Below are 12,770 nucleotides of genomic sequence, written 5' to 3'. Positions count from 1 at the left end.
ATGTCTCAATCCTTTTTTCATCAAGGGACAATTCAAATAGCAACCTTTAAAAACTTAAAAAAAACTGAAAGTTAAAATCAATTTTCGCCAACCTCTCTAATAAAAAATTTTTCATCTACACAACCCCTATTCTTTTGTCAAAAAAATCAATATATTAAACAAACGCCAACCTCAACTATTTTTCTATTATTTTTACTCACTTTAAGCTCCGCGCAATCCTAATTAACCCTATTTATAAATGGTCGTCCAACCTATCAACCACATAAACATCTTCATCAAAATACCCATATACTCTCGCTGCTTCGCCAGTCCATGCGTAAAATTCATGTGTGCATTTACCCATTTTTTTACCTTCGATGGGGTGGAAACGCAAACTGCGTGGATTATAACTTTCATCTCTCAATGCCTTCACAAGTTGATCAATACGCTCATTCATTTCTTTTTTTCTATAAGCAGGCAAAGAATTTATCTGTTTTTTAAATCTATCAGAAAAACGCACATAATCTACTGGCTCAGGCCAAAGTTTTTCTGCATACAATGTCTCTTTTGCCCTATTCCAAACAACTCTACCCCATGGAGAAAAATCAACTTCGCTATCCATTTGAAAAATAAATATTTCAGGCAATTGTGTAGATTCTTCTAGTTTTAAAATCCCTGCCTCAAGACGCCTGAACAAAGCAATATTTTTTTTTATGCCTTTTTCCATATCAATTTGGATAGGAAGCTTTGGAATACGCAACAAAGTAGAACCAGATTCAAAAACATAAATAATTTCATCTGCATAAAACATTGCAATTACTTGCAAAAATCCCTGCACACTTTTAAATCCACCTGTAAGATTAAAAACAATATGATATTGATTTTGTCTAAAACCTAACAAAGAATTATCAAACATCTCAGCCAATTCTGTTAAAGCAAGCTGAAAGGAACTCATATCTTCTGTTTGCAAATCTGTTTGCCGATGCACCTCAACAACCATTTTATCATTTTGCCTTTTTAACCAATCACAAATCATACTAGCTGTTTGTTCTCCAAGCCAAGTATCTGAGCAAAGCAAAAAATGATAATCCCCTGCTAAAAACTTACCATTATAAAATTTAACCAAAGCATTTAATTCAGCAGAACGCTTTATTACTTGCTCTGGCCCAAGTTCTAAAAGCTCATCTCTAACTTGTTTTACTCTATCTTCGAGCAAAACCTTATGCTCTGGCTCAACATCATTTAAATTTTTATAATTAGCATAACGAGTCAATAACACACGCACTTTGTTATCTGCACCACCAGTTAAAAGGCTTGTGCCACAAGGAGAAACAATGTAATTGGGCATAAATATCTCCTTATCTAACTTTAAATCTATGTTTTAAAATAGAAACATCAATTTTTTGTTGAACTGATTTTTGATTTTTTATGTCCTCTTGTTGTATTGACTTTTGAACAATAGATTCTTTTCTTTGATTATCTTTCTCTTTAGAAAAAAGAGTTGCCCTACCAAACGGCACAAGAGAAAGATTATCTTCAACTTTAAAATATTCTGAAGCTAACCAAATAGTAGTTGCGTGAGACAAAAAAACAGGCTTATTCTTACGACCCTGATTGATTTTTATATTCCTAAACTTTTCTACAGTTAAAGCCTCTGCCCCGCTATGACGACCAATTTTTATGGGTAAACCCAAAGGAGGCACTGGGAATTTCGCCCCTAATTTCTCAATTACTTTGTCTTCTGTTGCAAAAATTCCCTCAAAAAAACTTTCTATAATCTGCTCTAACTTGGGAAAGGATAAATCAATAGGCGCTTTATTATCCAATCCCTTAATAATAGAAATACTCCCTTCAAATTCTGCTCCAGGTTCAATAATCTCAAAAATTTGATAAGGTCCTGAGGCTCTTCTACCATCTTTTTTCCTATTAACAGCATACACAACCTTTGTTTTTACTTCTCCTATAGGCACAAAATCAGATACCTTTATTCTTTTTAAAATATCATCAGTAGCATCTTTAAATTTTAAGATTTGCTTTTCCAAAACTGTTGACTTCTTTTTATAATGAGCTTCTTTAATAACTTTTTTATCTGCTCTATCTTGATAATAATTTAAAATAGCAGTTCTAATTGCACCTTTTATAGAACTACCTGGGATAATAGGCAAATTATTATTTGGATTATAACTAAGAGAATTTATAGAAAATTTATTTAACTCATTTAATTTATCTTTAGACAAATTTTTCACTTTATTAAAATGTTCCACAAAACCAGAAACAAGTTTTATTTTTCTGACTATGATTTCTGAATGAGATTTTACAAAGTCTAGCTGATTAGACATAAATTGATATAACTTTACTAAAGCATAACTAGTACCTAATTTACAAATAGATGAAAACTGTTTCAATTCTTCTCCAGGTAAATTCAATAAAAATTTATCTATATTCAAAACAAGAAGTTCTTTTTTTTGGGCATCAACAACAAAGTTAGTAGGCTCATACACATCACCATAACCTACATGAACAGGACTCAATACCTTTAATCTATATCTTTTATTTAAAATTTCTCCTTTCATATCCTACGTCTCCATAGAGTTAAAATAAAGAGGTAAGACAATAGAATAGCCCTGCCCCACTGTATTCTCTTCTACCTTTGATAGTTTAGTAAGAGCTGTCCCAACAAAAGGTTTATCTGGCAATTCTTTAGGAATTAAAACCGCTCCTTCTTCCACCATAAGCACAGGATTTTTAAAAGGATTGCTAGAAGTAGCCAAAAAACTACCATGCCGACCAAACCGCACAAAAGGCTGAAAATAAATTTTTTCTAATTCTTCAATTGGCACACACGGAGATAACGTATATAAGGCCTGACAATCAGAAAAATCAGGAAGCTCTAATTCTTGCTCTTCTCCTAAAGTAAATCGCCCCAACCCTGAAGAAGCATCTCGACCAAATCCCATAAGCCCAATCTTTTCTAAAATAGTTAAAAGCTCATCTATATCTAAAACACTTTCATCAAATAACACAAATAAAGACAACTCTAATCCTGGTAAATAAAAAGAATCTATTTGATTATAAGGAGCAAAGCCTTCTCCTGTGCTTGAAGTTAATCGATTAATCTTATTATGCACTTGAAAACAAGAAATCTCTAAAGTATTAGGGCAAAACTCAAGAAAATCGTCACCCAATACTTCCTTATACATTGCAAAAATTTCTTTCTCACTTACAAGATTTTTTGCCTCACAATTTATTTTTAAATCACTTCTTACTTGAATAAATTTCTTTTTCTTTTGTTTTTTTCTTTCTTTTATAACTTCTACAGTATCTTTATTTATAATTGAGCCTTGAAAAAAACTTAAAGGCAATTCTGGTCTTTTTAAGAAAAAATAATCCTGCCTATTCATATAAATTTTAGGGAAGGCTGAAGAAAATACAATAAAAGGCTCTTCCACATAACGCTCAAGCAAATCAGACAAAGGGACAGCTAGAAGATTTTCATTTAAAACCAATTGCCAGATAAAATGACCAAACATAGTATCTCCTTTTAAAGGAGTACCAAATCTGGACTCTGGCTTAATAACCACTTCATATAATTTCACAGTTATCCTCCAACACTAAAACGGGTTACTTTTTTTAAACTTTTCTTCTACTTCGGGATCGTCAAACCTAAATTCTACTCTACCATATCCTCTACTACCACTACCACCTAAAGCATCCAATTCCAAAAGTCTTAATCCTTGAAAAAGTAAATCTTCTAACTCGTCCTCATCTCCTGCAAATTTCTTTAAAGTAATTTTAAACTCAAATTCTATATTAGCAGGGACTCTTTCTGTAAAACGTGGATTTTTAGCAGTGCTAGAAATTCTATCAATAGAGTTTTCTGCTTTAATTTCTGTTGCCACCATTTCACCACTCTTTATTTTCTGACGCACATCTTCAGTAAAAAAACAATCAGAAAAAGATACCCTAGCAGGGCCATACTCTCTTAAATCATCTGCATCTGCTCCACTAGCACCAAAAAGTTTAATAATTTTTTTACCCCATTCCTTTTGCTCTAAGGAAATATTATTGCCTCTTAAATCTTTTACAGATACTGGAGACCCTTTAGTAACACCCATAAGCCCACTTCTTAACTCCAAAAGAGAACGTACTTTTCCCTTTAATGATGAGCCAGGGATATAAGGCTCGTTAGTAAAAGGATGCTTAACTACAGGATTATCTGTTCCGCCAATATGCATTTCCACATCACCAGCGCCAATATGAAGGCCAGTTTTTAAAGCCACTTTACCTGTAATTTCTTCTATACCTATAAGCTTCATTGATTTCATCTTTTCAACCTCCTATTTTTCTCTATAAATTCTATAAAAACCAATAAATGCCTCAAAAAAATCTACTGCTAATTGTAAATCGTCTTTAGTTTTTACTTGAGTGATCAAATTTTTAATCATATCCACAAAGTGATGAGTAACTAATTTTCTACCCTGGGCATAAACTGCTTTAGGTATAAGCATATGTAGCTGAGGTAAAATAATTTTTTGCCATTCATTATTGTTATAATTCATACCTCTTTGATTTATTTTAAAAAGTTCATCATAAAATTTTCTAAGTTGTGATGATTTATTATTTTGTTTATCTCCTTTTTTATTTCTTAACGCTACTCTATCTATTAATTCTGCCTTCTTTTCTGCTATCTCAGAAAATGCCAAATAATTAATACTACCATCATCATTTCTTAGTTTAATTTTATCCATATTCTCCTCCTTTATCTAATTATACCTTCTTTGTTTATACAAAACATACCATAATGGAATTATTAAGTCACCTCTATATTGTTCTATTATCTGCGCAAAACGCAACACTATATTTTCTACAACTTCTTTATCATCCGCTCTTACATTCCTCGCCAATACATAACTCAAAAGTGCTCTCCATTTTAGATTATGTATATCTTTAATATTAATTTTAGCCTTCTGCATTAATTTTTTTTCTTTTTCAGCCATCTCTATCAATTCGTTCAATTTATATAGTGTTGCTTTGGTTAAATACTTCAATGATAATAGGTGCTTAATCTCTCCTCGTAAATTCAATACTTCCTCAAATTGTTTCCAGCCAACGACCCTCTTAAACATGGTAACACTATTTTTGCCGCCATTTTTAGCCAATTCAAGATTCTCTTCAACATATTGGGCAAAAATATCTACTGGCATATTTGCCCTTACAAAAGAAATTCCTGCTGAAAAATGTACCTCTTTATTTTCACAAACATAATGGTTGAATTTATCATAAATAAAATCAGCAAAATCTATTATTTTATCCCACGGACCAAGCAAAAATAAATCATCTCCTCCTGCAAATACAGTATAAATAGAGTTAAAATTTCTAGAAGAACGTAAAACATACGGCAAATAAAAGGCAAAAAAGTTGTTAAACTGCGAACTTAAAGCATAGAGCCTAGAGATAGTAAATCGTTCTTTTGGCAAACCACACGCAAACAACAAAGCTAAATCATCCACATCTGCCTTTAGCACGCCAAGAGCATCAACCCCAAACCATTTATCTTCTTCGCCTTTTTCTAAAGAACTTAAAGCCAAATGAGCTAAAGTTTTTGGAGCTTTTTCTTTTATTGCATCGATTAGGTCTTCTGATGTTTTTTCAGACTTTTTACCCAAAATTAATCTATCATCATATTCATCTTCTTTTGTATATACTGGCACATAACCATTTAAAGGCATAAATGTTATTTCCTCTGGTATCTCTCCAGTTTCTGTAACATTTACCTGCCAAAGCTTTCTCAATACTCCTTCCTTAGCAAATTCATTCATTTTCCCTTGGACAAAAGCTATTTGATATTCACCAAAAATAGGTTCTTTTAAATATTTATTTTTATTCTGCAATCTATTTTCTTCAACTTTATATAAAATTGCAATTTTATCATTTTTTACTAAATTAGTCCCTAACATTATATGGTCTCTACAAAATGTACAAGCAGACCCTTTCTTTTGTTTATAAATAAGATCATCGTTTTCAACAATGACTGAAGAAGGTCTTTTCCCACACAAAGGACATATTGGAGAATCTAAATCATTACTAAATGAGTCTAAATACTTATCAAAAACACCACAGTACTTAACAGGAGAAAATCTAGAAGCTTTTTTTTGTTGAAGATTAGATTGAACTTCTTGCCAAAAATCTTTAAAATTATTTTTTTCAAAACTACTTGCTCTGCCTTTAGTAAAAGAAATACCTAAACTTGCTTCTCCATAAGTCATTTTTATGAGCCAATTATTTATTTTTTCTTCAATTTCATATATTTTTTCAACAACTTCATCTAAATTTGGGGCAAGAATATAGAATTTACCAGCGCTATTTAAAAGTACTGAATAAGGAGAAAGGCCTATTTCTTGGCATAATAAATCTGCAGCAAGCTCACAAAACAAAGAAACAGCAAAAGAGCGTCCTCGTAAAATTTTGGAACGATGATGTACTTCTTCGCCTGCTCGGGAAAAAATAAATTTTTGAATACCAAAAAAATCACCTGCAATTACTAAAAATTTTTCACTATCTGCTTTAATATCTTTTTCTATTAAAGAATCTGTTGTGACATGATACAAATAGATTGCTGTGGCCAAGGCAGCACTTGTTTTACTATGGTGATACAAAGAAACATCTGGAATAACTTTACCTACACGAGCAGCAGGCACAAAAAATGTGTATTTCTTCCAAATAGATTCAAAATGCTGCATCCACAGAAGTAAACTTTCATTTTTATGAGCTAATCCAGATAAGGCATTATGAAAATTTTCATAAAGACTTTTATATGAATTTTTATCTTTTTTCTCTCGTTTAATAGGAAAAATATTAGTTGCTGACATAGGAGCTAACTCATATTCCCACTCAAAATCGTTTAAAGATTCAAAAACCTTTTTTTGTTGAGGAGATAATTGTTCCAAAATGGGAACTAATCGAGTGGATTTAAAATCTTTAATAGCAATGCCTTTTCCTTCTAAAAACACATCCCTGTCTTGACCACTACTTAATCTATCAGCAACACTAATAACCCATTGTTTTGGACTTTCTGGCTTATGATGCATTGCTGCCAAATTCAAAAAATTATCCTCTCCCCACTCTCTATCAAAAAGCATCTTAGGGAATAAATTTTTGTGCAAATCAATAAAAGCTGCTGTCCATAAGGCATGACGATACTTATACTGCCCATTGTACACAGGTTGATATAAAGATTGATTAGATTCTAAATAAGATTGTTCTATCTTAAAACAATCTTGTACCAATTTGCCCAAATCATGACAAAATGCTGCTAGAGATAAGATTAAAGTATCATCTTTTACCATTGCCACCCCTCTCTTTAATAATTTAATTTATACTTCCCCAGCCCAAAACTGGTATTCTTACCCACATGAAAATATTCACCCAAACGCAAAAACAACCAAAAAGGCTCAAAATTGCCCTCAAAAGTAATATCTCCAATCAAACCACCAACAGGCATGGCTCTTTTTTGCCTTGTAGAATAACGCTTCCAATGGAACCAACGAGTATTGTCTTCTATGGTTTTTATTTCTTTGGATTTTTCAATTAACAGCTTAAAATTTACACCTTTATCTTCAATATCCATGTTGCAATGAAAATAAGTAAGAAGACTTACTCTTCTCAGCAAAGCTCTAAAAATATCTTGAAACGATAGGTTGTTATCAATAATTTTACCATTTCTTTGCAATCTTAAGGGAGTTAAAAAATCCATTCTTACCCGCCTACAAGATACAGGATGCGCAATTAGTTCTTTGCCAGAAATTATACCTGTTTTTTTAACCACATCTTTATCTGCTCTGTAAACTTGCTTTCCATCACAAGAAGTAATTTCCTTCAAAACACACTTACCCTTATCAGCCCCCAAACCTTCAGATGCAAGTGCCTGAAAAACTATAATAAAATAAGGCAAAAACTCTATAGCCTTACCAATTAAAACCAAACCAAACTCCAAAATATCTCCTTTTTGATACAAACGCTTTCTCTCCAAAGGTGGACATAACACAAATGGATGAGGTACATGCTCATATCTTCGCATTATCTTGGTATCTTCTGGCCTTAAAGTCTCAAATATATACGCATACACACAAGAAGAAGACAAAATACATCCTTTACAATCACTAACAGACTTAAGAGCACACACTGCTCTTTTAAAAGTATAACCAAAGCCACCTCTAAAAGTCCCACCTTTATAAACAGGTAATAAAAACTCTTCTTGGGCCTGAATTTTCACATTTAAAGGCAAAAAGTTTATCTTTCTTATAAATTCCATTTTTACATCCTATTAAAAATAAAATAGTCTTTATTAAAAAAGAAAGATAATTGTCAACATAATCAACAAAAAACATTATTGCGACAATATTGTAAAAAATTAAAACCATAATTTTTAGCATTACATAAAAAAATAACCAAATTGTTAAATACTGTTAATTAAGATAAACATACTTGCTAAATTATAAAGTAATCTTAAATAATTTAAGACAATTATAACATTTTTACCTAACCAAGCCTATTTTTTATAAAAATTTTCTCTTACCCTCTTGCCCATTTTAAAAATAATGCCTACTCTAAATACATAAAACTCAAAATTAAGCTTTTAATCCAAATGGCTGAAAAAATAAAAGCACATTATTTAGGCCATAGGAAAAGGCTAAAACAAAAGTTAATAGAAAACCCTTTGAGCTTAAATGATTACGAGGTGTTAGAATTACTAACAGGTTATGCTTTACCTAGAAGGGATACAAAACCAATAGCAAAAAATTTATTACAACAATTTGGAAATTTTAAAAATATTCTTCTAGCTTCTAAACAAGAAATTGTTAGTATCCCTAGTGTAGGTGAAGGTTTTTATACTTTTCTTTTAGCTTTACGAGAATTTTTATTTCGGGCAGAAAAACAAAAGTTTAGCCAAAAAGGAACTATTATTCAGCAGCCTAAACAGGTTTTTGATTTATTAAAAAATAGATTAATGTCCTTGGAAAAAGAGGAATTTTGGATTATTCTATTGAACAATAAACATAACCTAATAGGAGTAGAAAAATTAAGCCAAGGAACCGTAGATAGTGCACCTGTTTACGTACGAGAAATTTTAACAAAAATTCTTTTTAAAAAAGCAAAGGCTTTTATTTTAGCACACAACCATCCCAGTGGAGATCCTAATCCATCATGGGAAGATAAAAACTTTACTCAAAAAATAAAAGCTGTGTGCTCTAACTTAGAGTTAAACTTTTTAGATCATATTATAATTGGGAAGGACACTTTTTATAGTTTTAAAGAACACGGTTTTTAATTGGGAGGGAGAGAAATGAAAACTATTCAATGTTTAGTAAGTGGTAAGGTTCAAGGGGTGTGGTTTAGAGCTTGGACAGCAGATCAAGCTAAAAATTTAAACATAAAAGGTTGGGTCAGGAATTTAGAAGATGGCAAAGTAGAAGTATTGGCTCAAGGAGAAGATAAAGATTTAGAAGAATTTAAAAAGCGTCTGCTTACTGGCTCTCCTTTAAGCAGAGTTGAAAAAGTAGAGTGTAAGCAAATAGAATATGACAAAACCTATGAACATTTTGAAATTCGAGGATAATTAAAGGAGGAAAAATATTTCTATGAGTGACGAAAAAATTCATCAAACTGAAATCCAAGATACGCAAGAAGATCCAAAAGAAATAGAACTGAACCAACAACCAGAAAGTGAAAATAAGGAAGAAACTGGCGGACTAGATATTCCAGAAAAAATGCCTCTGCTAGTAGTAAGAGATATAACTATTTTTAATTATATGATCTTACCTTTGTTTGTTGGGCGAGAAAAGAGCGTTCATGCAGTAGATGCGGCATTAAATCAAAATAGATACATACTGGTCTGTGCTCAAAAAGATGAAAAAATAGATGATCCAACCCCTAACGACATCTATCACACAGGAACTGTTGCTCTTATTATGCGCATGCTTAAAATGCCTGACGGCCGCTTAAAAGTTTTAATTCAAGGCATACAACGAGCCAAAATAAAAGAATTTACAAGAGAAGATCCTTTTTATGAAGTAAAAATAGATTTAATACAAGAAAAAGATATAACAGAGTATGGTCCTGAGGTAGAAGCGCTTATCCGAGCTGCAAGAGAGCAAAGTGAAAAAATATTAAACTTAAAAAGTATTGATTCTTCTGAAATAATGGCTGTACTAAACAGTGTAGATGAGCCAGGTAGATTAGCAGATCTTATTGCTTCAAATTTACGAATGAAGCCAGAAGAAGCTCAAAAAATTCTAGAATGTGAAGATCCAATAGAACGTTTAAAGTTAGTTAACCAAAAACTTGCCAAAGAAGTAGAAGTAGCCACCATGCAAGCCAAAATTCAAAGTATGGCTAAAGAAGGCATGGATAAGGCGCAGCGTGAATTTTTCTTAAGAGAACAACTAAAGGCAATTCGTAAAGAATTAGGAGAACTGGGCGAAGAAGGAGATGAAATTGAGGAACTGCGAAAAGCACTTAAAAAAGCAGGTCTTCCAAAAAAAGTGTTTAAAGAAGCTGAAAAACAGCTAAACAGACTATCTTCCATGCATCCTGAAGCTGCAGAGGCAACAGTTATTAGAACATATCTAGAATGGCTTGTTGAACTACCGTGGAAAAAGGCAACAAAAGATAGGCTAGATATTAAAGAAGCTGAAAAAATATTAAATGAAGACCACTATGATTTGGATAAAGTAAAAGAACGTATCTTAGAATATCTTAGTGTCCGCAAATTAAATCCTAAAATGAAAGGGCCTATTTTATGCTTTGTAGGTCCTCCTGGGGTTGGAAAAACCTCTCTTGGAAAATCAATTGCCAGAGCATTAAATAGAAAATTTGTGCGTATGTCTTTGGGTGGAATGAGAGATGAAGCTGAAATACGAGGACACAGGCGTACTTATATTGGTTCTATGCCTGGAAGAATTATTCAGGGCATCAAAGAAGCAGGAAGTAAAAACCCTGTTTTTATGTTAGATGAAATTGATAAACTGGGAAATGATTTTAGAGGAGATCCTGCCTCTGCACTTTTAGAGGTATTAGATCCTGAGCAAAACAACTCTTTTACGGATCACTATTTAAATGTTCCTTTTGATCTATCTAAAGTTATGTTTATCTGTACTGCAAATATGCTAGACACCATTCCTTCCGCATTATTAGACAGAATGGAAGTAATCCGCATTCCAGGATATACAGAACAAGAAAAAGTAAAAATAGCAGAAAAATATCTTTTACCTCGGCAAATAAAAGAAAATGGATTACAACCCAAGGACATTCAAATTAGCTCTAAAACTATTTTAAAAGTAATTAGAGAATATACCAGAGAAGCAGGGCTTAGAAACCTAGAAAGAGAATTAGGAGCAATTTGTCGCAAAATCGCTCGTAAAGTAGCTGAAGGACAAAAAGGACCATTTAGAGTTACTACTCAAAATCTCCACAAATTTTTAGGTGTGCCTAAATTTTTAAATGAAGAAAAAGAAAAAGAACTACCACCAGGAGTAGCGTTGGGACTAGCTTGGACTCCTGTGGGCGGAGAAGTTTTAAATATAGAAGTTAGTGTACTGCCAGGAAAAGGAAAGCTTTTACTCACTGGTCAACTAGGTGATATAATGAAAGAAAGCGCCCAAGCTGCCCTAAGCTATGCTAGAACCAAAGCCAAAGACTTTGGATTTGAAGAAGACTTTGCAGAAAAAAAAGATATTCACATCCACGTACCAGCAGGAGCAACCCCAAAAGACGAGCCTTCTGCAGGAGTAACTATAAGTGCTGCTCTTATGTCTGCTTTAACTGAACAGAGCCTGCCTGGAGATATTGCCATGACTGGGGAAATAACTCTTCGAGGTAGAGTGTTGCCTGTTGGAGGCATTAAAGAAAAAATTCTTGCAGCAGTAACTTATGGTCTAAGCACCGTTGTTATTCCAAAGCAAAATTTAAAAGATCTCCAAGAAATTCCTAAAGACCTTAGAAAAAAGATAAAAATAGAAACAATTGAACATGTGGAAGACCTGTGGAATAAATTAGGGTTAAAACCTATAAACAAAAAATAAAAAAAATTTATATGTAACTTAGTTAAAAAATAGGGAGTCTTTTAAAGACTCCCTATTTTTTTGCCTCTATTCTTACCAGTTCTCTACATCTCGAGCGACTTCTCTATACAAATCTGAAAGCAAAACCAAACCTATAACTTTGCCTCCTTCTTCTACTACTGCCCTTCCTCTTCTATAATCTATAAAAATCTCCATAACTTTTGCTAAAGGATCACTTGGTTTTACAACTGGGACATTCATTTGGACAATTTCCTCAATTCCTACCTGCGAACATATTCTACAGGCCCTTGTAAAAGCCTTATCCCAATTTACCTCTTTATCTAATAAACTACTCTCTTTTAACAAACACGGACCCAAAGATTGAATAATATTCCACATAGAAATCACACCTTTAAATTTGTCATCTTTAGAAAAAACCAACACGCAATTTATTTCTGGATATTTTTCATTATATTTTTTTAAAACCTTTATAACCTTGGTTAAACTTGCATCTTCACTGACCTTTGGATAATCGTCTCGCATAATATCCCACACACGCTTTCTCAGTAACATAGTTTCCCTCCTTTAAATTAAAAACATAACACTTCTTTTCTTACAGATTAGGTCACAATCTTAAAAATTTGTTATTTTTCTTAACCTTTGCCAAATTGTTTTCTAGCCTATAGAAAATACAAGAAAAAATAAAGATTGATTTGAGGAGGACAGAAAAAA

Annotated in this window: 11 protein-coding genes; 3 read left to right on the top strand and 8 right to left on the bottom strand. The window is 32.5% G+C overall.

Annotation, left to right across the window (positions count from 1 at the left end; translation table 11 throughout):
* Nucleotides 1-232 precede the first annotated feature (232 nt).
* From BLP60_RS09390 to cas6, 7 genes are read right to left on the bottom strand one after another with little or no spacing between them, the layout of a single operon-like run.
* Nucleotides 233-1,327: a putative CRISPR-associated protein gene (locus BLP60_RS09390; protein ID WP_092066317.1), complete on the bottom strand. Its 1,095-nt coding sequence runs from the start codon at nucleotides 1,325-1,327 to the stop codon at nucleotides 233-235.
* 10 nt (nucleotides 1,328-1,337) lie between these two features.
* Nucleotides 1,338-2,552, bottom strand: coding sequence for a type III-A CRISPR-associated RAMP protein Csm5 (gene csm5 / locus BLP60_RS09385; protein WP_092066315.1), 1,215 nt, complete (start codon nucleotides 2,550-2,552; stop codon nucleotides 1,338-1,340).
* Between the two features lie 3 nt (nucleotides 2,553-2,555).
* Nucleotides 2,556-3,575 (bottom strand): type III-A CRISPR-associated RAMP protein Csm4, encoded by a 1,020-nt coding sequence (csm4, locus tag BLP60_RS09380; RefSeq protein ID WP_092066313.1) that lies wholly within the window; start codon nucleotides 3,573-3,575, stop codon nucleotides 2,556-2,558.
* Nucleotides 3,576-3,590: 15 nt separating this feature from the next.
* Nucleotides 3,591-4,304 (bottom strand): type III-A CRISPR-associated RAMP protein Csm3, encoded by a 714-nt coding sequence (gene csm3, locus BLP60_RS09375; RefSeq protein WP_200779129.1) that lies wholly within the window; start codon nucleotides 4,302-4,304, stop codon nucleotides 3,591-3,593.
* Between the two features lie 12 nt (nucleotides 4,305-4,316).
* On the bottom strand, nucleotides 4,317-4,727 hold the full coding sequence (gene csm2 / locus BLP60_RS09370) for a type III-A CRISPR-associated protein Csm2 (protein ID WP_092066311.1): 411 nt from the start codon (nucleotides 4,725-4,727) through the stop codon (nucleotides 4,317-4,319).
* Nucleotides 4,728-4,742: 15 nt separating this feature from the next.
* On the bottom strand, nucleotides 4,743-7,325 hold the full coding sequence (cas10, locus tag BLP60_RS09365) for a type III-A CRISPR-associated protein Cas10/Csm1 (protein WP_092066309.1): 2,583 nt from the start codon (nucleotides 7,323-7,325) through the stop codon (nucleotides 4,743-4,745).
* A gap of 14 nt (nucleotides 7,326-7,339) precedes the next feature.
* Nucleotides 7,340-8,290 (bottom strand): CRISPR system precrRNA processing endoribonuclease RAMP protein Cas6, encoded by a 951-nt coding sequence (gene cas6 / locus BLP60_RS09360; RefSeq protein WP_092066307.1) that lies wholly within the window; start codon nucleotides 8,288-8,290, stop codon nucleotides 7,340-7,342.
* A 333-nt stretch (nucleotides 8,291-8,623) separates the two neighbouring features.
* Between cas6 and radC the strand changes: the two genes are divergently transcribed.
* The 3 genes from radC to lon are packed head-to-tail and all read left to right on the top strand — an operon-like array spanning nucleotide 8,624 to nucleotide 12,059.
* Nucleotides 8,624-9,307 (top strand): RadC family protein, encoded by a 684-nt coding sequence (gene radC, locus BLP60_RS09355; protein WP_092066305.1) that lies wholly within the window; start codon nucleotides 8,624-8,626, stop codon nucleotides 9,305-9,307.
* A gap of 15 nt (nucleotides 9,308-9,322) precedes the next feature.
* Nucleotides 9,323-9,595, top strand: coding sequence for an acylphosphatase (locus BLP60_RS09350; protein WP_092066303.1), 273 nt, complete (start codon nucleotides 9,323-9,325; stop codon nucleotides 9,593-9,595).
* Between the two features lie 22 nt (nucleotides 9,596-9,617).
* Nucleotides 9,618-12,059 carry an endopeptidase La gene (gene lon, locus BLP60_RS09345; protein WP_092066301.1) on the top strand — a complete coding sequence of 814 codons (2,442 nt, stop codon included), beginning with the start codon at nucleotides 9,618-9,620 and terminating at the stop codon, nucleotides 12,057-12,059.
* Between the two features lie 72 nt (nucleotides 12,060-12,131).
* Here the strand turns inward: lon and BLP60_RS09340 are convergent, their stop codons facing one another.
* On the bottom strand, nucleotides 12,132-12,611 hold the full coding sequence (locus BLP60_RS09340) for a CBS domain-containing protein (protein WP_092066299.1): 480 nt from the start codon (nucleotides 12,609-12,611) through the stop codon (nucleotides 12,132-12,134).
* Nucleotides 12,612-12,770 lie beyond the last annotated feature (159 nt).

The sequence above is a fragment of the Desulfonauticus submarinus genome (genome assembly GCF_900104045.1).
Lineage (GTDB): Bacteria > Desulfobacterota > Desulfovibrionia > Desulfovibrionales > Desulfonatronovibrionaceae > Desulfonauticus > Desulfonauticus submarinus.
This window is presented reverse-complemented; position numbering and strand designations above follow the sequence as displayed.

Bases quoted from the DNA above. Each gene is read 5' to 3' on its own strand.
- lon (WP_092066301.1), top strand. From the start codon at position 9,618: ATGAGTGACGAAAAAATTCATCAAACTGAAATCCAAGATACGCAAGAA.
- BLP60_RS09340 (WP_092066299.1), bottom strand. From the start codon at position 12,611: ATGTTACTGAGAAAGCGTGTGTGGGATATTATGCGAGACGATTATCCA.
- radC (WP_092066305.1), top strand. From the start codon at position 8,624: ATGGCTGAAAAAATAAAAGCACATTATTTAGGCCATAGGAAAAGGCTA.
- cas10 (WP_092066309.1), bottom strand. From the start codon at position 7,325: ATGGTAAAAGATGATACTTTAATCTTATCTCTAGCAGCATTTTGTCAT.
- csm5 (WP_092066315.1), bottom strand. From the start codon at position 2,552: ATGAAAGGAGAAATTTTAAATAAAAGATATAGATTAAAGGTATTGAGT.
- csm2 (WP_092066311.1), bottom strand. From the start codon at position 4,727: ATGGATAAAATTAAACTAAGAAATGATGATGGTAGTATTAATTATTTG.
- csm3 (WP_200779129.1), bottom strand. From the start codon at position 4,304: ATGAAATCAATGAAGCTTATAGGTATAGAAGAAATTACAGGTAAAGTG.
- BLP60_RS09390 (WP_092066317.1), bottom strand. From the start codon at position 1,327: ATGCCCAATTACATTGTTTCTCCTTGTGGCACAAGCCTTTTAACTGGT.
- cas6 (WP_092066307.1), bottom strand. From the start codon at position 8,290: ATGGAATTTATAAGAAAGATAAACTTTTTGCCTTTAAATGTGAAAATT.
- BLP60_RS09350 (WP_092066303.1), top strand. From the start codon at position 9,323: ATGAAAACTATTCAATGTTTAGTAAGTGGTAAGGTTCAAGGGGTGTGG.